Source organism: Micromonospora sp. CPCC 205558, assembly GCF_036902955.1.
GTDB lineage: Bacteria > Actinomycetota > Actinomycetes > Mycobacteriales > Micromonosporaceae > Micromonospora.
The window spans coordinates 12,807-35,418 of the sequence record NZ_JBAKHR010000049.1 but is presented as its reverse complement, the minus strand read 5'-3'; the positions used below and the strand labels follow the sequence as shown (position 1 = coordinate 35,418).

The following is a 22,612-nucleotide window of genomic DNA, read 5'->3' as shown; positions in this document are numbered from 1 at the left end:
CCCGGAAGCTAAGCCCTCCAGCGCCGATGGTACTGCACTCGTGAGGGTGTGGGAGAGTAGGACACCGCCGGACAATCTTCCAGTCGAGGGCCGCCCCATCCGGGTCGGCCCTCGACTGCGTAGCGCCATTGGTGGCGCAATCAGGAAGGATGTACCTGTGAGTTCAGGACCGCAGGGCGGAGACCGTCCCCGTCGTTACGAAGAACGTACTGACGGTGCGGGCGGACGCGACCGCGGCCCGCGCCGCGATGACCGAGACCGGCCTCCCTACCGGGGAGACCGCGACAGCGGAGGCGCCCGAGGCGGATACGCCGGCGGCCGCGACTCTGGCTCCCGTGGCGGTGACCGGGACAGCTCGCGCTCCAGCGCACCCCGTGAGGGCGGCTACCGCGGCGGCGACCGCCGTGAAGGTGGTTTCCGTGGCGGCGACCGCGACGGCTCGCGTTCCAGCGCCCCGCGTGACGGTGGCTTCCGCAGCGGCGACCGCTCGGGTGCTCCGCGCGAGGGTGGTTTCCGTGGCGGCGACCGCCGTGAAGGTGGTTTCCGTGGCGGCGACCGCGACGGCTCGCGCTCGGGTGCTCCGCGCGAAGGCGGTTTCCGCGGTGGCGACCGCGACGGTGGTTTCCGTGGCGGCGATCGTCGCGAGGGTGGTTTCCGTGGCGGCGACCGCGACGGCTCGCGCTCGGGTGCTCCGCGCGAAGGCGGTTTCCGCGGTGGCGACCGCGACGGTGGTTTCCGTGGCGGCGATCGTCGCGAGGGTGGTTTCCGTGGCGGCGACCGCGACGGCTCGCGCTCGGGTGCTCCGCGCGAAGGCGGTTTCCGCGGTGGCGACCGTGGTGGCGATCGCCGTGAGGGTGGCTTCCGTGGTGGTGACCGTCGTGAGGGCGGGTACCAGGGTGGCGACCGCACTCGCTCCGGCCCGCCGCGTGAGGGTGGCTTCCGTGGCGGCGACCGTGACGGTGGCTTCCGTGGTGGCGACCGTCGCGAGGGTGGGTACCAGGGTGGCGACCGGGACGGTTCGCGCTCGGGCCCGCCGCGTGAGGGTGGTTTCCGCGGTGGTGACCGCGAGGGCGGTTTCCGTGGTGGCGACCGTCGCGAAGGTGGTTTCCGGGGTGGCGACCGGGACGGTTCGCGCTCGGGCCCGCCGCGTGAGGGTGGTTTCCGCGGTGGTGACCGCGAGGGCGGTTTCCGTGGCGGCGACCGTCGCGAAGGTGGTTTCCGCGGCGGCGACCGTGACGGTTCGCGCTCGGGCGGTCCCCGCGAGGGTGGCTTCCGCGGCGGCGACCGCGACGGTGGTTTCCGTGGTGGTGACCGCCGTGAGGGCGGCTTCCGTGGTGGTGACCGGGACGGTTCGCGCTCGGGCGCTCCGCGTGAGGGTGGTTTCCGTGGTGGTGACCGTCGTGAGGGCGGGTACCAGGGTGGCGACCGCACTCGCTCGGGCCCGCCGCGTGAGGGTGGTTTCCGCGGTGGTGACCGCGACGGTTCGCGTTCCGGCGCTCCTCGCGAGGGTGGCTTCCGTGGCGGCGACCGTCGCGAGGGCGGGTACCAGGGTGGCGACCGCACTCGCTCCGGCCCGCCGCGCGAGGGTGGCTTCCGCAGTGGCGACCGTGACGGTGGCTTCCGTGGCGGCGACCGTCGCGAAGGTGGTTTCCGTGGTGGGGACCGGGACGGTTCCCGTTCCAGCGCTCCGCGTGAGGGCGGCTTCCGGGGCGGCGACCGCCGTGAGGGCGGTTTCCGTGGTGGCGACCGGGACGGTTCGCGCTCGGGCGCTCCGCGTGAGGGCGGCTTCCGGGGCGGCGACCGGGACGGTTCCCGTTCCAGCGCTCCGCGTGAGGGCGGCTTCCGGGGCGGCGACCGTGAGGGCGGCTACCGGGGTGGAGAGCGTACCGGCGGTTTCCGGGGCGACGAGCGGCCGCGTCGCGAGGGGGAGTTCCGTCGCGACGACCGCGCGGGTGGCTCCGAGTCGTTCGAGGGCGGGCGTAGTGCGGCCCCGGCGCTGCCGGACGACATCGTCGCGACCGACCTCGACAAGGACGTTCGCGCTGAGCTGCTCTCGCTGAACAAGCCGGTCGCCGAGACGGTGGCCCGGCACCTGGTCGCGACCGGACAGCTGATCGACGAGGACCCCGCCGAGGCGTTGGCGCACGCGCTGGCCGCCCGGCGGCTGGCGTCGCGCATCTCCGCTGTCCGTGAGGCGGTCGGCCTGGCCGCTTACCACGCGGGGGAGTGGCAGTCGGCGATCGCCGAACTGCGCACGTACCACCGGATGAGCGGGTTGCAGAGCCACCTGGCCGTGCTCGCGGACTGCGAGCGGGCTCTCGGCCGGCCGGAGCGGGCCATTGACCTGTTCCGTGGCGCCGACCGGGAGAAGCTGGACCAGGCCGTGGCGATCGAGCTGCTGATCGTCGCCGCCGGAGCGCGGGGCGACCTCGGGCAGAAGGACGCCGCGGTCGCGATGCTCCAGGTCCCGGACCTCACCAGCGAGGCCACCGTGCCGTGGACGGCCCGGCTGCGGTACGCGTACGCCGACGCGCTGCTCGCGGTGGGTCGGCGCGAGGAGGCCCGCGAATGGTTCTCCCGCGCCGCCGACGTGGACACCGAGGGCGAGACCGACGCCGCCGAGCGGCTGCTGGAGCTCGACGGCGTGGTCATCGAGGGTGACGACGAGGACGAGGCCGCCGAGGAGATCGCGGCCGGTCCGGGCGCTCCCGGCGCGGTGCCGGCCCGCCCCGATGCGGACCTGGCGGGCAATGAGACCGACGAGGACGCCGACGACTTCGACGACGACGACGAAGACGACGACGACTTCGACGACGACGAGGACGAGGACCGGCACCCCAGCGGGAGCGGCGACGCCGACGCGGACACCGCTGGCGACAGCGGTGTGACGTCCGGCGACGCGGCCGACGGGGACGCGGCGAAGGTCGATGGGACCGTGCCGGCCGGGGACGACGAGTCGGGGTCGACGCAGCGGTGAGCGCGGGCGTTGGGGATCGGCTGGTCGACGGGTACACCCTGGTCGTCTTCGATTTGGACGGCGTGATCTACCTGATCGACCGGCCGATCCCCGGCGCCGTCGAGACGGTGGCCCGGCTGCACGCCGAGGGACGGGCGGTGGCGTACGCGACCAACAACGCGTCCCGCCGGTCCAGCGAGGTCGCGGACCTGCTGACCGGAATGGGTGTGCCGGCCCGGCCGGAGGAGGTTCTCACCTCCGCCGCCGCCTCGGCCGAGTTGCTGCGTGACCGGCTGCCGGCCGGTGCGTCCGTGCTGGTGGTCGGCGCGGAGGCGCTGCGCGCGGAGCTGCGCGCGGTCGGTCTGAACCCGGTCACCCAGGCCGACGAGAAGCCGGCGGCGGTGGTGCAGGGGTACGGCCCGCAGGTCGGCTGGGCCGAGCTGGCCGAAGCGTCGATCGCGGTGCGGGCGGGCGCGATCTGGATCGCCACCAACACCGATCGGACCCTGCCCAGTGGGCGGGGACCGCTGCCCGGCAACGGTTCGCTGGTCGCCGTGCTGCGTACGGCACTGGAACGAGACCCCGACGTGGTGGTCGGCAAGCCGGAGCCGGCACTGTTCGAAACCGCCGCCAAGCGCAGTGGCGGTGGGCGGAGCCTGGTGGTGGGTGACCGGCTGGACACCGACATCGAGGGTGCCCGCCGGGCAGGGCTGGACAGCCTGCTCGTGCTCACCGGTGTCAGCGGCGTACCGGAGTTGCTGGCCGCCGAGCCGCAGCGGCGTCCCACGTACGTCGCGAGGGACCTGGCGGGGCTGTTCGACCCGACCGCCGCCGTGCTGGTCCCGGGCCCGGCGGACGCTGGCGGCTGGTCTGTGACCGATCGGGACGGCACGCTGGAGCTGGCGGGGGCCGGCCGACCGCTGGACGCCCTTGCCGCGCTCTGCGCGGTGGCCTGGTCGGCGCCGGTGGCGGCGCTGCCGAAGATCCGTCCGGTCGGCCCGGACGCGGCCCACGTGCTGGAGAGTTTCGGTCTGACCGCTGCTGCCTGACGGGCGACTGTCAGAGCAGCTTGCGCAGCTTCAGCAGGTCGAACGGGTTGGCCTTGATCGACACCCGGCGGGAGGTCACCGCACTGGTGACGTCCAGGTCGCCGCGGACCAGGGCGAGCAGGTCGTCGCTGGACGTGCTCAGCGCGATCTTGGCCTTGGGGTCGTCACCGTCGGTCAGCTCGACCAGCCGGCCGTCGGTGATCCGGCCGTGGAACGCGGTGTCCAGGTCGGTGATCCGGCAGGCCAGCGTCCGGTCCAGGTCGATCCGCTCGCGTACCGTCTCGGCGTTGCGATCCAACCGCGCGGCCAGCTCCTGCAACGCCTGCCGGCACTCGTCCACGCTGGCCACATCTCCCCCTTGGTGATCGCCACGCCGTCCTCGGCACCGTACCGCACGGACCGGTCCGGGGTGCCCGGTAGCGTGACACCTGCACACCCCGCCCCGTGGAAGGACTCAGGCATGCAGGACGCGTGGCGCGCCTACCTCGAGCTGGCCATGGGCCTTGCGGAGGCGCCCCGGAAGAAGGCCCAGGACGTGGCACGTCGCCTCGTCGGCTCCGGCGGCGCGACCGCCGCCCAACTCCAGGCCCTCGGTGAGGAGCTGGTGACCACCGGTGCGGCCAACCGGGAGGCGTTGACCAAGCTGGTCCGCTTCGAGGTCGACCGGGCCCTCGGAGCGGTCGGTCTGGCTACCGCCGACGAGGTGGCCGAGCTGACCCGACGGGTGCACGACCTGGAACGGCAGCTACGGGAGGCGCGTTCCGCCGACGCGCCGACCGCCGGCCCCACGGCACAACCCGACCCGACTGCCGCCGCGCAGCCCGGCACCGGCCTCGTGCCGTCCGACGCCCCGGCGGGCGCGCCCGTCTCCGCGCCGGTGGCGAAGAAGGCCGTCGCCAAGAAGGCGGTCGCCAAGAAGGCCATCGCCAAGAAGCCGCCGGCGACGATCAGCCGGACCGCCGACGAGGACGCCCCGACGCCGGCGGCGATGCCGGCCAAGAAGGCGATCCGCAAGCAGCGACCGGACGACGCCGAATGAGCCGGCCCGGTCCACCGCCCGGCGGCTCCTTCCCGGCCCGGCCCGGCCCGCCGGCGAGCGGCTCGTTCCCGGCCCGGCCCGGCCCGCCGGCTAGCGGCTCCTTCGCGGCGCGGCCCGGCCCCGCGGTGGGTGCCCGCCCCGGACCGCCACCGGACCTCGGGGACGACGAGACGCGGCACCCGGCGGTGGACGCCGCCGTGCAGTCCCTGGCCAACGCGGCAACGCTCGCCCCGGCCGACCAGATCGCCCAGTACGAGGCGGCCTACGAGACGCTGCGGGAAACCCTCGCCACCATCGACCAGACCTGAGCGGGACGACCAGGCCTGAGCAGACCGGAGAACAACCACCCATGGCACGTCGTAACCGGCTGGACGCCGAACTCGTCCGCCGCGGTCTGGCCCGCTCCCGTGAGCAGGCCGCCGCGTTGGTGGAGGCCGGTCGGGTCCAACTGCGGGGCGTGGTCGCCCGCAAGGCGGCCGCGATGGTCGACCCCGCCGACCCGCTCCTGGTGACCGGTGCGGACCCGGCCGAGGAGTACGTCTCCCGGGGCGGGCACAAACTCGCCGGGGCGCTGGCCGCGTTCGCCCCCGGTGGGCTGCACGTCGCCGGGCGGCGTTGCCTGGACGCGGGCGCGTCGACCGGCGGGTTCACCGACGTGCTGCTGCGCGCCGACGCGGCCGAGGTGGTGGCCGTGGACGTCGGGTACGGGCAGCTCGCCTGGTCGTTGCGCACGAACGAGCGGGTCCGCGTTCTGGAGCGCACCAACGTTCGTACCCTCGATGCGGACGCGATCGGCGGCCCGGTCGATCTCACGGTGGCCGACCTGTCGTTCATCTCGCTGCGGCTGGTGCTGCCGGCGCTGGCCGGCTGCACCCGCGACGACGGTGACCTGGCGTTGATGGTCAAGCCGCAGTTCGAGGTCGGCAAGGAGCGAGTCGGTGCCGGCGGTGTGGTCCGCGATCCGGAGCTGCGCGCCGAAGCGGTGCTGGACGTGGCCGCGACGGCCGCGCGGCTCGGCCTCGGGCTGGCCGACGTGGCGGCCAGCCCGCTGCCCGGGCCGAGCGGCAACGTGGAGTTCTTCGTATGGTTGCGCCGGGGCGCACCGCCGGCCGACCCGAAGCGGGTGCGGGCCGTGGTGGCGGCCGGGCCGGACGGTTCGACGACGGCCGGCGACGTGCCGGACGTGGCGGCGGAGGAGGTCGCAGGGTGAACGCGCGCAGCGAGGGTGCCGCAACGGGGGCGGCCCGATGAGCCGCACCGCGCTGCTGGTGACCCACACCGGCCGTCGGCGCAGCACCGAGCACGCCCGGTCGGTCGCCGCAGATCTGATCGAGGCGGGTTTCGAGGTACGGGTGGTCGCCGACGAGGCCGACGACCTCGACCTGCCCGGTGTGGTGCCGGTCGCCGGCCCGCAGGCCGCCGAGGGCGCCGAGATCGTCTTCGCGCTGGGTGGGGACGGCACCTTCCTGCGCGCCGCCGAGCTGGCCCGGCCGGCGAAGGCGCCGCTGCTCGGCATCAACCTCGGCAAGGTGGGCTTCCTGGCGGAGGCGGAGATCGACGACCTGGACACCGCGGTCCGGGACGTCGTCGGTCGCAACTACACGGTCGACGAGCGGCTGACCCTGGACGTCACCGCCGAGTTCGACGGTGGGCCGACGATCGAGTCCTGGGCGCTCAACGAGATCAGCATCGAAAAGGGCGAACGGGCGCAGATGCTGGAGCTGCTCGTCGACGTGGACGGCCGTCCGCTGTCCCGTTACGGCTGCGACGGTGTCGTCTGCGCCACGCCCACCGGCTCCACCGCGTACGCGTTCTCCGGTGGTGGCCCGGTCGTCTGGCCGGAGGTGGAGGCGCTGCTGCTGGTGCCGATCAGCGCGCACGCGTTGTTCAGCCGCCCGCTGGTCACGGCCCCGACGTCCACCTTCGTGATCACCGTCGACCCGTTCACCACCCTCGCCGTGCTCTCCTGCGACGGCCGGCGGGTCTACGACCTGCCACCCGGCGCGCGGGTGACGGTGCGTCGGGGCGCCCTGCCGGTACGCATCGTGCGGCTGCGCCCCCGCCCGTTCACCGACCGGCTGGTGGCCAAGTTCGACCTTCCCGTGCACGGGTGGCGCGGCAGCCGCCGGTGACCGTGGCACACACCGTCGGTGGACGTGAGTTGTCCACCTGGCGACATGTCGCCGCTGCGGCGGCTGGCGACTAGTGACCTGGTGACGCGCTCGGTCGCAGACTCCGATCGGCCCTCATCTACGGATGGTGGGCCTGGAGGAGTAGAGGAGCGCATCGCATGCACTGGTCCCCCCGCTGGCTCGCCGTCGGCGCGGTCGGCGCGTTGGTGGTCGGCGTCGCCGCACCGGCGTCCGCCGACCCGCCCGCCCGGCCCACCGGCCCCACATCGGGCACGCCCGCACAGCACGCCACCCCCGTCCGCATCACCCTGATCACCGGCGACCAGGTCGAGCTGGTGCAGGCGGCGCCCGGTCGGGTCGCCGCCACCGTCCGCCCCGGCCCGGGGCGGAACCGGATCACCTTCCAGACCGTCGAGGCCGACGGCGGGTTGCGGGTGCTGCCCAGCGACGTCGTGCCGTACCTCTCCGCCGGGGTGCTCGACCCCGACCTGTTCGACGTCCAGGAGTTGGCGGCCGACGGATACGGCGACGCCGCGCAGGCCACGTTGCCGCTGATCGTCCGCTATCAGGAGCCGGCCGCCGGACGGGTCAGGCCGCTGACCGGTGCCACCGACGCGCGTCCGCTGGAGAGCATCAACGGCGCCGCGCTGCGGGTCGGCAAGGGTGACCTCGGTGGTCTGTGGACGTCGCTGCGCGGCGCCGCGGGGCAGCGGGTCAGCGCCGGCTCGCCGGCCCGGCTCGGCGCCGGCGTCGCCCGGATCTGGCTGGACGGGAAGGTCCGTCCGACGCTGGAGCACAGCGTGCCGCAGATCGGCGCCCCGATCGCCTGGGCCGCCGGCCGCGACGGTGCCGGCGTGACGGTGGCGGTGCTCGACACCGGCGTCGACGCCACCCACCCCGACCTGGCCGGTCGGATCGCCGAGGCGCAGGACTTCTCCGGCAGCGGCAGCGCCCGCGACGGGCACGGCCACGGCACCCACGTGGCCTCCACCATCGCCGGCAGCGGGGCGGCATCCGACGGGAAACGCAAGGGCGTAGCCCCGGGCGCGCGGTTGCTGGTCGGCAAGGTGCTCGACGACGCCGGCTCCGGCTACAGCTCGTCCATCATCGCGGGCATGGAGTGGGCCGCCCACTCCGGCGCGAAGGTGGTCAGCATGAGCCTCGGTGGCGACCCGACCGACGGCACCGACCCGATGAGTCAGGCGGTGAACGACCTGACCGCCGAGACCGGCGCGCTCTTCGTGGTCGCCGCCGGCAACTCGGGCGCCGCGCGTACCGTCGGCGCGCCCGGCGCGGCCGCGGCGGCGCTCACCGTCGGCGCGGTGGACCGCGCCGACAACCTGGCGGAGTTCTCCAGCCGGGGGCCGCGCCTCGGCGACAACGGCCTCAAGCCCGAGATCACCGCGCCGGGCGTCGGCATCGTCGCCGCCCGCGCCGCCGGCACCACCATGGGTACGCCGGTGGACGACGCCTACACGACCGCGTCCGGCACCTCGATGGCCACCCCGCACGTGGCCGGAGCGGCGGCGATCCTCGCCCAGGAGCACCCCGACTGGGCTGCCGCGAAACTGAAGGACGCGCTGGTCAGCACCACGAAGGCGAACCCGGCGTTGACCGTCTTCGAGCAGGGCGCCGGCCGGGTCGACGTGGCCCGCGCGCTCGGCCAGCGGGTGTTCGGCTCCGCCACCGCCGACTTCGGCCGGCTCAGCACCGGTGGCGCGGCGGCCGAGCGGGCCGTGACGTACACCAACGGCGGCACGGCCCCGCAGACCCTGCGGTTGGCCCTGGAGTTGCGCAACCTGGACACCGACAGGGCCGAGGCCGACGGGGTGGCGGTCGGTGGCACCGAGGTGACCGTGCCGGCCGGCGGCAGCGTCGTCGTGCCGCTGCGGGCGGACCCGGCGAAGCTGGACCGGGGTGTGCACAGCGGCTGGCTGGTGGCTACCGGCGCGGACGGTGTCGCGGTGCGTACCGCCGTCGCGCTGACCCTCAGCGGCCCGCTGCACACCGTTACGGTGAAGGCGCTGGACATGAAGGGTCAGCCGGGTCTCGCGTCGGTGCTCACCCTCTTCGGTGAGCAGCCCGAATCCGACTGGCTCGGCTGGGTCGGCGGCGAGGTGCAGCTCCAGGTCGAGGAGGGCCCCTACCTGGTCGAGGCGTTGATCGAGCACGGTGCCCCGCTGGACGAGCAGATCACCCTGGTCACCGACCCGGAGCTGCTGGTCGACAGGGACCTCACCGTCGTGCTCGACCCGCGTAAGGGCACCCCGGTGCGGATCGAGACGCCGAAGCCGACCGAGCAGCGGTCGACGATCAGCTTCTACGAGCACCGGGTCTTCGGCAACGGCCGGCAGGTCGACCACGGGGTGATGACCTACAGCACCATCCAGCAGGTCAACGTCACCCCGACCCGCCCGGTGCGCCAGGGCGAGTTCGAGTTCGCGTCGCGCTGGCAGTTGGTCGCTCCGATGGTGGACGCGAAGATCAACGGGGTGTCCGGTCCGCTGGACATCAACCTGATGGGCTACTCGCCGGCGCCGGCCGAGCGGCGCAAGCTGCCGCTGGTCTGGGCCGGTACCGGCACCCCCGCCGAGCTGACCCGGGTACGCGGTGCCGCGGCGCTGCTCACCACCAGCCCGGACGCCTCGGAGGAGGAACAGATCGCGGCGGCGGCCGCCGCGGGCGCGAAGGTGGCGCTCGTCGTCCGGCCGGCCGACCAGAGCGCGTGGACGTCGTGGACCCCGTTGGGTGACCGGCTGCCGATCCCGGCGATGGCGGTGGCGTACGACGACGGTCAGAAGGTCATCGCGGCGGCCCGGAAGGGTCGTACGACGCTGGACCTGACGTTGACCGTGGACAGCCCGTACCTGTACGACGTGTGGCAGGTCTCGACGGGTCGGGTCCCGGAGCGGATCGTCCACAAGGTCACCGAGCGGAACACCGCCGAGGTGACCGCCCACTACGGGAACGTCGGCGGGGAGTGGGCCAGCGAGCAGCGGTTCGGGTGGCGTCCGTGGCAGGACACCGCCTGGAACGACAACCAGCGGCTGGTTCGGGCCGGCACCACCCGGCAGGAGTTCGTCAGCGCCGGTGACAACTGGTGGCAGCAGCGGGTGATGCACAAGCTGATGTTCATGCAGTGGGGGCAGTTGACCGGTGGCCTGACCCAGCAGCCCCGGCGCTACGCCGCCGACGACCGGGTGACCGAGACCTGGCACGCGCCGGTGATCCGCCCGGCCGTCCCCGCCAGCGGGGCGCCGGTGCCCACCCGCACCGGTGACAACCTTCAGCTGCGGGTGCCCGAGTTCGTCGACGCCGAGGGGCACTACAGCGTGGCCGGTGCTAGTGAGGAGTCGGACACCGTCGCGGCGCGGGTCAGCCGCGACGGGCAGCAGATCGCGGACCTCTCCGACGGCTGGGCGTCTGTGCCCACGACCGCCGGGGCGGCCCGCTACCGGCTGGACGTGACCACCGGGCGGTCCTCGGCCGAGTGGCGCTACGCCACGCGCACCGACACCGCCTGGGAGTTCACCTCGGCTCGACCGGCGGGCGACGCCGCCACGCCGTTGTCGCTGCTGCAGGTGGACTACCGGGTGCCGGCCGACCTGCTCGGCACGGTACGCGGCAACCGGTCGCACCAGCTGGGGCTGACCCTGCGGCAGCCGACCGGGGTGGCGACGCCGACCGGCACCAGCGTCCGGGTGCAGGTCTCCTTCGACGGGGGCGTCACCTGGCGCAACGCGCCGACCAAGGGGTCGGGCACCCGGTACACCGCGACCGTGCCCGCGGGGCGCGGAACGGTGTCGCTGCGGGTGCACGCCGCCGACCGGGCCGGGAACACCGTCGATCAGACCGTGCTCCAGGCGTACGGGCTGCGCTGATTCGGGCAGGGTGGGGCGGCCTGGCCGCCCCACCCTGCCGGCCCGCGGGTCCGCCGTCGGTCGACGGCGGACCCTTCGGCGCTCGCCGGGTCACGTCGTGGTGCGCCCGCCCCGGGTGGACGCGTCAGAGCCAGCCGCGGCGGGCGACCTGGAACGCCAACCCGGGCCGGGTGTCCACGCCGGCGGCGGCCATCAGGTCGGCGATCCGCCGTTGCACGGTCCGCCGGCTCACCCCGAGCTGGGAGGCGATGGACTTGTCCGGTACGCCCGCCACGAACAGCGACAGCAGCCGCGCCTCGTCGGCGTCGGGCTGGTAACCGTCGCCCGGATGACCCTCGGGCTCCGGCCGACGAGCCTCCGGCGCCGCGACGGCGAGCGGGTCGTCGAGCCGTAGCCGGGTGGCCACCCGCCAGTGGCTCTCGAAGAGGGCGAGCAGCGCGTCGAGCAGTTGACTGCGCCCGATCACGGCGGCGCTCGGTTCGCCGCCGTCGCGGTCGGGCACCAGCGGGCAGATTGCCGTTCGGGCGTCCACGATGGCCAGTCGGACCGGCAGCCGGTCCAGGACGCGGGCCTGCTCACCGGCGGCGACCCCCTTGGCCAGGTCGGCCAGCGCGCCCGGCTCCAGCAGCAGGTCACGTTCGTAGATGGCCCGGTAGCTCACCCCACGGGCCAGCGCGTCGAACTCCTCGACATTCTCCGGGCCGGCCATGGCCAGGGGATTGGCCCGGCAGAACCAGAGCACCTCGGTACGCGCCGAGTTCTGCAGGTCGCGCAGCCGGTCCCGAAGGACCCGCGCGCCGGTGATCACCTCCACGAGGTGCTCGACGTGGTGCCGGCGCAGCCCGGAGCGGTACTCCTCGGCCAACTGGGTGACCAGTCGGCGGGCCGTCTCCAGGTCCTCCTGGCGGCGCAGCAGCGTCCCGCCGAGGGCGACGTCCGGGGCGGTCGGGCGCAGCGGGGCGTCCGGGTCGTTGTCGGTGGGCTGCACGAGGCCCTTGCCGCGTAGCGCCTCGACCTGGGCGACGACCTGCTCACGGGGTCGGTGCAGGCGATGGACCAACTCGTCGATGCGGGCCGTGGTGAGCTGGAGCAGGCAGCGGTAGAGCTCCTCCTCAGCCGAGGTCAGGCCGATCACGTCCAACACGGGGCAGAACTGTACGTCGGCCGGGTACCGGCCATACCCGGGCCCGTCGGCTGGTCAAGTGTCGGGCCTCGCGTCTACTGTCGGTGGCTGTGCTGGAAGAGCTGCGCATCACCGGACTGGGCGTCATCGAGGACACCACGCTGCCGTTGACCGGCGGCATGAACGTCATCACCGGCGAGACCGGTGCGGGCAAGACGATGGTGGTCACCGGCCTCGGCCTGCTCTTCGGCGGCCGGGCCGACGCCGGGCGGGTCCGCGCCCAACCCGGCCGTGCGGTGGTGGAGGGGCGGCTGCGGCTGCTCGGGCGGGTCGCCGACGCCGTGCACGCGCGGATCACCGACGCCGGTGGCGAGCCCGACGAGGACGGCTCGGTGCTGCTGAGTCGCACGGTGACGGTGGAGGGGCGCTCGCGCGCCCACGTCGGTGGCCGGAGCATGCCGGTGTCGATGCTCGGTGAGGTCGGCGAGCAGGCGGTCGCCGTGCACGGCCAGTCCGACCAGCTGCGGCTGCTGCGCCCGGCCGAGCAGCGGGCCGCACTGGACCGGTTCGCCGGCCCGGCGCACGAGAAGCTGCTCGACGCGCTGCGCGAGGCGTACACGGGGTGGCGTCGGGTGGTCGACGACCTGGCCGACCGGCGGCGCAACGCCCGGGAGCGCAACCAGGAGGCCGACCTGTTGCGGCTGGGCCTCGACGAGATCACCCGGGTCGATCCGCAGCCCGGTGAGGACGACGAGCTGAAGACCGAGGCGCAGCGGCTGGAGCACGCCGAGGGCCTGCGGACGGCCGCGCAGATCGCCCAGCAGTGTGTGGCCGGTGGTGCGGAGGCCGCCGACGAGACCCCGGACGCGGCGGCGCTGCTCGGCACCGCCCGGCGGACCCTGGAGGCGCAGTCCGGCACCGATCCGGCGCTCGGTGAGCTGGCGGCCCGCCTGGAGGAGGCGGCCACGCTGGTCACCGACGTGTCCGCGGAGCTGTCGGCGTACCTGGCGACGCTGGACGCGGACCCGGCCCGGTTGCAGCACGTCTACGAGCGGCGGGCGGCGCTGCGCGCGTTGACCCGCAAGTACGCCGACGACGTCGACGGGGTGATCGCCTGGGCCGATCGGGCGCGCACCCGACTGTCCGACCTGGACATGTCCGATGACGTGCTGGACGAGTTGGCGCGGGAGGGCGAGCGGCTCGCCGTCGAGGTGTCCGACCTCGCTGGCCGGGTGTCCACCTCTCGGCAGGAGGCGGCGGTCCGCTTCGCCGATCAGGTCACCGTCGAGCTTGCCGGGTTGGCCATGCCGCACGCGCGGATCGAGGTGGCGGTGCTGCCGCGTCCGGCCGGGCGGGCCGAGCCGACGCTGGCGGTCAACGGCGTCGAGGTGGGTGTCGCCTCGGACGGCGGCGACGAGGTGGAGTTGCGGTTGCTGGCCCATCCGGGTGCGCCGTCGCTGCCGTTGCAGCGCGGCGCCTCCGGCGGTGAGCTGTCCCGGGTGATGCTCGCCATCGAGGTCGTGTTCGCCGGCTCGGGCGGCCCGCCCACGTTGGTCTTCGACGAGGTCGACGCGGGGGTCGGCGGTCAGGCGGCGGTGGAGATCGGCCGCCGGTTGGCCCGGCTGGCGCGCAGCCACCAGGTGCTGGTGGTCACGCATCTGCCGCAGGTGGCCGCGTTCGCCGACCGGCACCTGGTGGTGGCGAAGGACACTGGCGGTGCGGTGACGACCAGCGGGGTGCGGGTGGTGGAGGACACCGAGCGGGCTCGGGAGTTGGCGCGCATGCTGGCGGGTTTGCCCGATTCAGATCTGGGTATCGCCCACGCGGAGGAGTTGTTGGCTGTGGCCGCCAAGGAAAGGCGGTTGTGACGCCGCGTATTGTGAGCGCAAGCACACCGGCTTGTGCCGGTGTGTGCTTCCCTGGGTAGGCGGCCCTGCTCAGGCATGTCGCGACAGAAAAGCCTGCCTCACATGCCAGGATGGTCACGATGCGTCTACCCACGTTGCGCCGGAATCGGAACTCCGAACCGGGCAGAGTCCTCGGCACCGCGCGCCTTGATCGCCGGACGAAACGCCTGGTCGGTCGGCTGCGCCCTGGTGACATCGCGGTCATCGACCACGTCGACCTGGACCGGGTGGCGGCCGACTCGCTGGTCGCCGTCGGGGTCGCGGCGGTGCTCAACGCCAAGCCGTCGGTCTCCGGTCGTTACCCTAACCTCGGCCCGGAGGTGTTGATCGCCGCCGGCATTCCGCTCCTCGACGACCTGGGTGAGGGGGTCTTCGAGCGGATCCGCGAGGGCGACCAGGTGCGCATCGAGGGCAACACGGTCTTCGCCGGTGACGAGCCGGTGGCCCACGGCAGCCTGCAGGACGCCGAGTCGGTCGGCAAGGCGATGGCTGACGCCCGGGAGGGTCTGTCGGTGCAGTTGGAGGCGTTCGCCGCCAACACGATGGACTACCTGCGCCAGGAACGTGACCTGCTGCTCGACGGTGTCGGGGTGCCGGACATCGAGACCCAGATGCAGGGTCGGCACTGCCTGATCGTGGTGCGCGGCTATGACTACAAGGCCGACCTGGACGTGCTGCGGCCGTACATTCGGGAGTTCAAGCCGGTGCTCATCGGCGTCGACGGCGGCGCGGACGCCCTGGTCGAGGCCGGCTACACCCCCGACATGATCATCGGCGACATGGATTCGGTCACCGACGACGTGTTGCGGTGCGGCGCCGAGGTGATCGTGCACGCGTACCCGGACGGGCGGGCGCCCGGCCTGCCCCGGGTCAACGGCCTCGGTGTGCCGGCGATCACGTTCCCGGCCGCGGCGACCAGCGAGGATCTGGCCATGTTGCTCGCCGACGAGAAGGGCGCCTCGCTGCTGGTCGCGGTCGGCACCCACGCGACCCTGGTCGAGTTCCTGGACAAGGGTCGCGGCGGGATGGCCTCGACGTTCCTGACCAGGCTGAAGGTCGGCGGCAAGCTGGTCGACGCCAAGGGGGTGAGCCGGCTCTACCGGCAGAGCATCTCCGGTTCGTCGCTGCTGCTGCTGGTGCTGTCGGCGATCGCGGCGATGGCGTCCGCGGTGGCCGTGTCGACAGTCGGGAAGGCGTACCTGGGTGTGGTCGCCGAGTGGTGGGACAATTTCGTGTTCCAGCTGTACCGGCTCTTCTAGTTCCCGACCGATCAAGAGGCTGCAAGCGTGATCAACTTCCGCTACCACGTGGTGTCCCTCACCGCGGTCTTCCTGGCTCTGGCGATCGGCCTGGTGGTCGGCACAGCCGCCCTCAACGGTCCGCTCGCCGACTCGCTCGAGGGACAGGTCACCGGGCTGCGCAAGGACAACCAGAACTGGCGTCAGCAGGTCAGCAACATGGAGAAGCAGCTCGCGCTGGAGGAGGAGTTCGCCGAGGAGATCTCCCAGGTCATCCTCCCCGGCACCCTGACCGGGCGCCGCGTGCTGGTGCTCATGCTGCCCAACGGACGCGACCACACTGAGGGCGTGCTCAAGAAGCTCCAGCAGGCCGGGGCCACCATCACCGGTCAGGTCGACCTGCAGGACAAGTTCATCAACCCGGACAACAACTCCAACCTGCTGGAGTTGGCCGTCACCGCGGCCCGCCCGACCGCGCAGACCGCTGGCCTGCCGGGCAACGGGCACGGCGTGGAGACCTCCAGCGCGCTGCTGGCCAGCGTCCTGCTGGACCGCGCCCAGGGTGTCGCGCCGGTCAGTGACGCCGACCGGCGGGCGGTGCTCGCCGCGTACAACAACGCCGGCTACCTGACCACCGACAGCAACAAGGTCACCGCCTCGGCGGAGGCCGTCGTCGTGGTCAGCGGCCAACCGTACGTCGACAAGGACTCCGACAAGCGGGACGAGTCGGTCGTCAAGATCGCTGAGCAGTTCGACCGCACCGGGTCGATCGTGGTGGCCGGCAAGGGCTCCGTCGGCGGCAATCTGGTCGCCGTGGTCCGTGGCGACCCGGTGCTCACCCAGACCATCTCCACGGTCGACAACGCCAACACCGTGCAGGGGCAGGTGGTCACCACCCTCGCGCTGGTGGAGCAACTCACCGAGAAGAAGGCCGGACAGTACGGCGTCGGCGACAACGCCCCGTCGCTGCTGCCTAGACTGCCCCAGTGAGCGAACGACGTACCTCCGTGTCCGGATCCCATCAGGTGGCGCGTGACCGAGCCGGCGAGGTCGCGGCGTGAGCGCGCTGGGCCGGCTGTTGATCGCCGGCGCGGGTGCCGCGGCGGCCCGGTACGCGCTGCGTGAGGCGCGTACCTCGCCGGCCGGGCCCGCGTTGGAGCGCACCAACTTCCGTGGCCGCACGGTGAGCCTGGCCGCCGGTCCGGCGCTCGCCGCCGGTGCGGCCGCCGCCGGCGCGTTCGGTGCCACCGGCGGTGCCGCCGGTGGGGCCGCCCTGGTCGCCGGGCTCGGCGCGGGCGGCGTCGGGCTGTACGACGACGTGGTCGGCGCGCGGCCGGCGCAGAAGGCCGCCAAGGGCTTCGCCGGGCACCTCGCCGCGCTGCGCGAGGGACGCATCACCGCCGGCCTGGTCAAGGTCGTCGGGGTGGGCGCCGCCGGGCTGGGCGCCGCCGCGTTGCTCGCCGCCGACCCCCGGGTCGCCGCGCACCCGCGCCGCCAGCGGCACCGGGCGTTCGGCCGGGGTGTCGACGTGCTGCTCGGCGCCGGCGTGATCGCCGGCACGGCCAACTTGCTGAACCTGCTCGATCTGCGACCGGGCCGGGCGATCAAGTCCGGGCTGCTGCTCGCCGCGCCGCTGACCGGCGGCCCGCAGGGCGGGATCGCCGCAGGTGCGGCCGGTGCTGCCGCCGGTCTGCTCCGCGACGACCTGGCCGAGGACGTGATGCTCGGCGACAGTGGCGCGAACGCGCTCGGGGCGCTGCTCGGCGTCGCGCTCGCCGCCCGCACCGGCCCGCTCGGCCGGGCCGGTCTGCTCGCCGTCCTCGCCGGGCTCACCGCCGCCAGCGAGAAGGTCAGCTTCACGGCGGTGATCCAGCGGACCCCGGGGCTACGCGAACTCGACGCACTGGGCCGACGCGCCGACTGACGTGACCAGACCGGCACCCCTCGCCGGCGCCGGCCGGCTGGCCGGGGCAGCCGCGCTCATCGCCGTCCTCACCGTGGCCAGCCGACTCGCCGGCTTCGGCCGCACCGCCGTGTTCACCGTCGGCCTGGGCCACACCGACCTCGGCGGCACCTACGTGGTGGCCAACGCGGTGCCGAACTTCATCTTCGAGATCGTCGCCGGGGGAGCGCTGGCCAGCCTCGTCGTTCCGTTGCTGGCCGGCGCGGTCGTGGCCGGCGACCGGACGGCCGTTGCCCGAACCACCGGCGCGCTGCTGACCTGGACGTTGGCCCTGCTGGTACCGCTCGCGCTGCTCGTGGTGTTCGCGGCCGGCCCGGTCATCGGACTCCTGGGCGACGGGTTGACCGCCGCCCAGCAGCAGAGCGGCGTCCGGATGCTGCGGGTCTTCGCGCCGCAACTGCCGCTGTACGGGGTCGGCATCGTGCTCGCCGGGGTGCTCCAGGCGCATCGCCGCTTCGCCTGGCCGGTGCTCGCCCCGTTGCTGTCAAGCCTCACCGTCATCGTCGTCTACCTCGTGTTCGGCGCGACACAGGGCCGGTACGCCACCGTCGACGGGGTGAGCCCCGGCGGCGAGTTGCTGCTCTCCGCCGGCACCACCCTCGGTGTGGTGGTGCTGTCGCTGTCCCTGCTGATTCCGGTCCGCCGGTTGCACCTGGGGATGCGGCCCGGGTTCGGGTTCCCCATTGACGCGCGGGCCCGGGTCGGCGGGTTGGCGGTGGCCGGTGCGGTCACCGTCGCCACCCAGCAGATCGCCCTGATCGTCAGTTTGAACCAGGTCACGTACGGCGCGGCGACCAATCCCAGCGTCTACAACCTGGCGCAGACCGTTTACCTGCTGCCGTGGGCGGTGCTGGCGGTGCCGCTGGCCGTCGCGGCCTACCCGACCCTGGCGGCGGCGCGGGCCGCCGGTGACGAGCACACCTACCGGGCGACGCTGGCACCGGCCGTTCGCGGTGTGCTCCTGTTCAGTTGCCTCGGCACGGCCGCGTTGATCGGGACCGCCGGGCCGGTCGGGCACTTCTTCTTCCCGCCGGAGACCGCGTCGACCGCCGCTGGCGCGATCATCGGGTACGCCCCCGGCCTGGTCGGCTACGGCCTCTTCGCGGTGCTCACCAGGGCGCTCTACGCCAGGGGCGAGACCCGGGCGGCGACAGTCGCCACCGCGGTCGGCTTCCTGGTGGTGCCGGCCGTCGTCCTGCTGCTCGGTGCGGTGCTGCCGTTGCGGGACCGGGTGCTCGCGGTGACATCCGCGAACTCGGTGGGGATGCTGGTGCTCGGCGCGTTGCTGCTCCTGGCGGTGCTGCGCAGCGCCGGCCGTTCCGCGTTGGCGGGCGCGGCACGGGCCGGGGCGGCCGGTGGCCTCGCCGGTCTGCTCGCCGGGCTCGCTGGGTGGGGCCTCACCCGTTGGCTCGCCACGCCGGACGACACCCCGACGATGGCGGCGGCGTTCGGTCAGGGCATGCTGTCCGGGGTTCTGGTTGGGGTCGTGTTCCTCGCCGTGGTCTGGTTCGTCGACCGGCGGGACGTACAGCCACTGCTCGCCGGGGTGCTGCGGCGTCTGGGCCGGCGGGGGCCGTCCGGCGATGCGCCGACACCGGGCGCGGGCTCCGCGGAGCGGGGCGACGGGAAGGAGACGGCGGCGCGATGACTGAGCCAGCTCTGCCTGCCGACTGGTCGGGCACTGTCGCGTTGGTGCTCGCGTCCAGCACCGGTGGCGTCGGCCAGCACGTCCGCTCGGTGGCCCGTGGCCTCGTCGCGGGTGGCGCCACCGTCCTGGTCTGCGGGCCCGCGGCGACCCAGGAGCAGTTCGACTTCACCGGTGTCGGCGCGCGTTTCGAGCCGGTGGAGATCCCGGCCAGCCCGACTCCGGCCGACGCCCGGGCGGTGCTCGTCCTGCGTCGGGTGCTCACCGCCGCCAGCGTCGACGTGGTGCACGCGCACGGCCTGCGGGCCGGTTTGGTCGCCGTGCTGGCCCGTCCGACCGCCCCGCTGATCGTCACCTGGCACAACGCGGTGCTCGCGGGCGGGCTGCGGGGTGGGGTGTCCCGGCTCGTCGAACGGGTGGTGGCCCGGGGTGTGCGGGTGGCGCTCGGCGCTTCCATGGACCTGGTGCGACGGGCCGCCGAGGTGGGCGCCGCCGACGCCCGGCTCGCCCCGGTCGCCGCGCCGACGTTGCCCGCGCCACGTCGACGCCCGGCGGCGGTACGCGCCGAGTTCGGTGTCCGCCCGGACCAGCCGCTGATCGTCTCGGTCGGTCGGTTGCACCCGCAGAAGCGCTACGACGTGCTGATCGACGCGGCGGCCCGCTGGCGTACCCGTACCCCGCCGCCGGTCGTGGTGATCGCCGGCAGCGGGCCGGCCTATCTGCCGCTCGCCGCACGGACCTCCGCCGCCCGCGCGCCGGTGACCCTGCTGGGGCACCGTACCGACGTGGCCGACCTGCTCGCCGGCGCGGACCTGGCGGTGGTGACCAGCGACTGGGAGGCGCGGCAGCTCTTCGCCCAGGAGGCGCTGCGCGCCGGTGTCGCGCTGGTGGCCACCGCCGTCGGTGGGCTCCCGGATCTGGTCGGCGACGCCGCCACGCTGGTCCCCGCCGGCGACGTGGACGCCCTCGACGCGGCCGTACGCGCGTTGCTGGACGACCCGGAGGCGCGGGCGGAGCTGGGTCGGCGTGGCGTCGACCGGGCGGCCACGTGGCCGACCGAGGCGGACACCGTCGCCACGCTCGTCGCCCTCTACGCCGAACTGACCGGGGATCTGGGCGGTCCGGCGGCCGCCCCGGACTCCGACACCCCGAGAACGGGACACCGGTGATGCTGCGCCGAATCGCCCCCGCCCTGTTGACAGTGCTCGTGGTGGCGTTGGGCGTCACCGCGCTCGCCGCCCGCCCACCCCGGGGCACCCCGCAACGCACCGCCGACTTCGTGGTGCTCGCCGGGATCGCGGGGCTGCGCTGGGAGGACGTGGATGCGCAGCGCACCCCGACGCTGTGGCGGATGGCCCAGGACGGGTCGATCGGCTCCCTGTCGGTGCGCTCCGCGCACCTGCCCACCTGCCCGGTGGACGGCTGGTTGACGCTGGGTGCGGGCAGCTTCGCCGCGTGGAACGGCAGCCGGGCGGCCGATGGTTGCCCGGCGGCGCCGGTGACTGTGGAACAACCGGACGGCATCGGCGCGAACCTGCCCGACCAGGAGAGCGTGGTCCAGTACAACCAGCAGCGGTTGCCCTGGGGCGCGCTGCCCGGCTCGTTGTCGGAGTCGGTGCGGTGCTCCGTCGCCGTGGGTCCGGGCGCGGCCGTGGCCGCCGCCCGACCGTTCGGCCGCGTCGACCGGTACGCCCCGCAGCTGCCAGCCGACCCGCGGCCGCTGCTCGGTTCGTGTGTGTTGAGCATCGTCGACCTCGGCACGGTCGAGGCAGCCGATCCGACGGCCCGCGCCGAGCAGGCCCGCGCGGCCGACGCCGAGCTGGCCCGGGTGCTGGCGGCGCGACCCCCGCGGTCGTTGGTGCTGGTCGCGGGGATCTCCGACACCGACCAGCCGTCGCGGCTGCACGTGGCTGTCGCCGACGGGCCGGGCTGGGAGCGGGGGTGGCTCACCTCGGCCAGCACCGGACGCGACGGGTACCTGCAGCTTGTCGACCTCGCGCCGACCGCCCTCGCCGCGTTGGGCCGGCCCATGCCGGAGCGGCTCTTCCTCGGCCGCCCGGCGATCAGCGCCGGCGGCCGTCCGGCCGACCTGGTTGAGGCCATCGACGCGCCGGCGAACGCCGACCGGGAGGCGGCCGCCCAGCGGGAGGTCTCCGGTGTGTTCTTCGCGCTGCTCGCCGCGATGCAGGTGCTGCTGGCGCTCGCGATCCTGCCGCTGCTGCGTCGGGCGCGTCCGCACGCCGGCCCGGCCGGCCCGACGCCCGTCTCCAAGCGGGTCGTGGCGGTGGTGGAGCTGCTGCTGGTCGCCGCGGCGTTGACGATGCCGGCGGCGCTGCTGGCCGACGCGGTGCCCTGGTGGCGCGGCGGACACCCCGGGTGGATCTTCGCCGGGGTGACCGCGCTGCTGGTGGCCGCCGGCACCGCGGCGGTGCGGTTCGCACCCGGGTACGCGGGCACCCTCGGGCCGCTCGGCGCGGTGGCCGGCCTCACCACGCTCGTGGTCGGGCTGGACGTGCTCACCGGGGCCCACCTTCAGCTCAACAGCGTGGTCGGCTACTCGGCGTTGCAGGGCGGCCGGTACGCGGGGCTGAGCACGGTGGGGTTGGGAGTGTTCCTCGCCGGCGCGTTGCTCACCGGCGGCTGGATCGCCCAGCGGGTGCACCGGGGTTGGCGACCGGCGGTGATGGTGGCGGTGGGTGGTCTCGCCGTGGTGGTGGTCGGCAGCCCGTACCTGGGTGCCGACCCGGTCGGCGCGATCGCGCTCACCGCCGGGGTGAGCGCCGCCGCCGTGATCAGCGCCGGCGGTTGGCTGACGATCAGCCGGCTGGCCTGGGCGGCCATGGCCGCGCTGGCGGTCGGTATCGGGTTCGCCGTGGTGGACCTGCGGCGTCCCGCGGCGGAGCGGGGCAGCCTGGGCCGGTTCCTCTCCGCGCTCGGTGACGGCACGGGCGGGTTCGCCGTGCACCGGTCCAGCACGGAGAATTTCGAGACGTTGGTCAACAGCCCGTTGACGGTGTTGGCGCTGGCCGGTGGGTTGTTGGTGTGGTTCGCCCTGTTGCAGCCCTGGGGTGGGCTGATGCGGCTGCTCGGCATCTACCCGGCGGTGCGGGCCGCGTTGGCCGGCACCGTGGTCGCCGCGGTGCTCGGTGGTGTGCTCGACGGCGCGGCACTGGATGTGATGGGCGCTGCCGCCGCCCTGGTGGTGCCGATGGCCGCCCTGGCGTCGCTGCGGGTGCTCGGGCACGCCGCGGACCGGACCCGCCCGGCACCGGACCGCTCCCGCGCCAACAGCGCCGATGACGAGTCGGGGCCGGGTGGGGTGGGCCCGGCCGGTGGGGATGACGGCCCGACCGGTGGCGGTGGGCCGTCGGACGCGGTGCACCCTCGACCGATCAGCGGTCCGCCCGCGAGCGCACCGGCGACGGTCGCGCAACCGGCACCCGAGACGCCGGGCGACCGCCACGGGGACGCCGACGAACGCGCCGACCCGACCGCGAGCGGGTCGACGCCGGACGTCGCGCCGCCGGTGCCCGTACCGCCCCGGCAGGTCTCCAAGTCATCGACGGAGGTTGCCGCGCCCTGAGCGGCGGGCCCCGTCCGGATGTCCCGGAGGTGTCGTAGCCGGGGTGCGGCCTGCGAGTACCCGCCCGGGAGGTGTTACCGTCGAATCCCGTGGATC

At 74.1% G+C, this 22,612-nt stretch carries 17 protein-coding genes and 1 rRNA gene; 15 read left to right on the top strand and 3 right to left on the bottom strand.

The features are described 5' to 3' along the window. Positions 1 to 73 (top strand): 5S ribosomal RNA (gene rrf / locus V6U86_RS33475); the annotation flags it as partial. A 90-nt stretch (positions 74 to 163) separates the two neighbouring features. On the opposite strand, the gene V6U86_RS32170 is transcribed toward rrf, so the two are convergent. Continuing rightward, the gene (locus V6U86_RS32170; RefSeq protein WP_334510070.1) at positions 164 to 2,092 is read right to left on the bottom strand and encodes a hypothetical protein; all 1,929 of its coding nucleotides are present in this window, start codon (positions 2,090 to 2,092) and stop codon (positions 164 to 166) included. Between V6U86_RS32170 and V6U86_RS32165 the strand changes: the two genes are divergently transcribed. Beyond that, positions 2,081 to 2,977 (top strand): tetratricopeptide repeat protein, encoded by an 897-nt coding sequence (locus tag V6U86_RS32165; RefSeq protein ID WP_334510068.1) that lies wholly within the window; start codon positions 2,081 to 2,083, stop codon positions 2,975 to 2,977. The two genes, V6U86_RS32170 and V6U86_RS32165, sit on opposite strands and share 12 nt — an antisense overlap. Continuing rightward, positions 2,974 to 4,005 (top strand): HAD-IIA family hydrolase, encoded by a 1,032-nt coding sequence (locus tag V6U86_RS32160; RefSeq protein ID WP_334510066.1) that lies wholly within the window; start codon positions 2,974 to 2,976, stop codon positions 4,003 to 4,005. Before V6U86_RS32165 ends, V6U86_RS32160 begins: the two co-directional genes overlap by 4 nt. A 10-nt stretch (positions 4,006 to 4,015) precedes the next feature. Here V6U86_RS32160 and V6U86_RS32155 read toward each other — a convergent pair whose 3' ends face one another. Then, on the bottom strand, positions 4,016 to 4,354 hold the full coding sequence (locus V6U86_RS32155; RefSeq protein WP_334510064.1) for an SCP2 sterol-binding domain-containing protein: 339 nt from the start codon (positions 4,352 to 4,354) through the stop codon (positions 4,016 to 4,018). 111 nt (positions 4,355 to 4,465) lie between these two features. Here V6U86_RS32155 and V6U86_RS32150 point away from each other — a divergent pair, with 111 nt between their 5' ends. From V6U86_RS32150 to V6U86_RS32130, 5 genes are all read left to right on the top strand, one after another. After that, a complete protein-coding gene (locus V6U86_RS32150) occupies positions 4,466 to 5,044 on the top strand; it encodes a phasin family protein (RefSeq protein ID WP_334510062.1) in 579 nt (192 codons plus the stop codon). Next, positions 5,041 to 5,352, top strand: coding sequence for a hypothetical protein (locus V6U86_RS32145; protein WP_334510060.1), 312 nt, complete (start codon positions 5,041 to 5,043; stop codon positions 5,350 to 5,352). Before V6U86_RS32150 ends, V6U86_RS32145 begins: the two co-directional genes overlap by 4 nt. A gap of 41 nt (positions 5,353 to 5,393) precedes the next feature. Continuing rightward, a complete protein-coding gene (locus tag V6U86_RS32140) occupies positions 5,394 to 6,254 on the top strand; it encodes a TlyA family RNA methyltransferase (RefSeq protein ID WP_334510058.1) in 861 nt (286 codons plus the stop codon). 37 nt (positions 6,255 to 6,291) lie between these two features. After that, positions 6,292 to 7,176, top strand: a complete 885-nt coding sequence (locus V6U86_RS32135; RefSeq protein WP_334510056.1) for an NAD kinase — start codon at positions 6,292 to 6,294, stop codon at positions 7,174 to 7,176. Between the two features lie 158 nt (positions 7,177 to 7,334). Beyond that, positions 7,335 to 11,057 (top strand): S8 family serine peptidase, encoded by a 3,723-nt coding sequence (locus tag V6U86_RS32130; protein WP_334510054.1) that lies wholly within the window; start codon positions 7,335 to 7,337, stop codon positions 11,055 to 11,057. Between the two features lie 124 nt (positions 11,058 to 11,181). On the opposite strand, the gene V6U86_RS32125 is transcribed toward V6U86_RS32130, so the two are convergent. Next, positions 11,182 to 12,201 carry a helix-turn-helix domain-containing protein gene (locus tag V6U86_RS32125; protein ID WP_334510052.1) on the bottom strand — a complete coding sequence of 340 codons (1,020 nt, stop codon included), beginning with the start codon at positions 12,199 to 12,201 and terminating at the stop codon, positions 11,182 to 11,184. An 89-nt stretch (positions 12,202 to 12,290) separates the two neighbouring features. Between V6U86_RS32125 and recN the strand changes: the two genes are divergently transcribed. The 7 genes from recN to V6U86_RS32090 all read left to right on the top strand — a co-directional run bounded on the left by recN (position 12,291) and on the right by V6U86_RS32090 (position 22,516). After that, positions 12,291 to 14,048, top strand: a complete 1,758-nt coding sequence (recN, locus tag V6U86_RS32120) for a DNA repair protein RecN (RefSeq protein ID WP_334510072.1) — start codon at positions 12,291 to 12,293, stop codon at positions 14,046 to 14,048. Positions 14,049 to 14,167: 119 nt separating this feature from the next. Beyond that, positions 14,168 to 15,346, top strand: a complete 1,179-nt coding sequence (gene steA / locus V6U86_RS32115; RefSeq protein WP_091407271.1) for a putative cytokinetic ring protein SteA — start codon at positions 14,168 to 14,170, stop codon at positions 15,344 to 15,346. A gap of 27 nt (positions 15,347 to 15,373) precedes the next feature. Further along, on the top strand, positions 15,374 to 16,315 hold the full coding sequence (locus V6U86_RS32110; protein WP_334510048.1) for a copper transporter: 942 nt from the start codon (positions 15,374 to 15,376) through the stop codon (positions 16,313 to 16,315). Between the two features lie 67 nt (positions 16,316 to 16,382). Then, a complete protein-coding gene (locus tag V6U86_RS32105; RefSeq protein ID WP_334510047.1) occupies positions 16,383 to 17,249 on the top strand; it encodes a hypothetical protein in 867 nt (288 codons plus the stop codon). 1 nt (position 17,250) lies between these two features. Beyond that, positions 17,251 to 18,936 (top strand): murein biosynthesis integral membrane protein MurJ, encoded by a 1,686-nt coding sequence (gene murJ / locus V6U86_RS32100; protein WP_334510046.1) that lies wholly within the window; start codon positions 17,251 to 17,253, stop codon positions 18,934 to 18,936. After that, positions 18,933 to 20,102: a glycosyltransferase family 4 protein gene (locus V6U86_RS32095; RefSeq protein WP_334510045.1), complete on the top strand. Its 1,170-nt coding sequence runs from the start codon at positions 18,933 to 18,935 to the stop codon at positions 20,100 to 20,102. Before murJ ends, V6U86_RS32095 begins: the two co-directional genes overlap by 4 nt. Continuing rightward, positions 20,102 to 22,516 carry a hypothetical protein gene (locus V6U86_RS32090; RefSeq protein WP_334510042.1) on the top strand — a complete coding sequence of 805 codons (2,415 nt, stop codon included), beginning with the start codon at positions 20,102 to 20,104 and terminating at the stop codon, positions 22,514 to 22,516. Before V6U86_RS32095 ends, V6U86_RS32090 begins: the two co-directional genes overlap by 1 nt. Positions 22,517 to 22,612 lie beyond the last annotated feature (96 nt).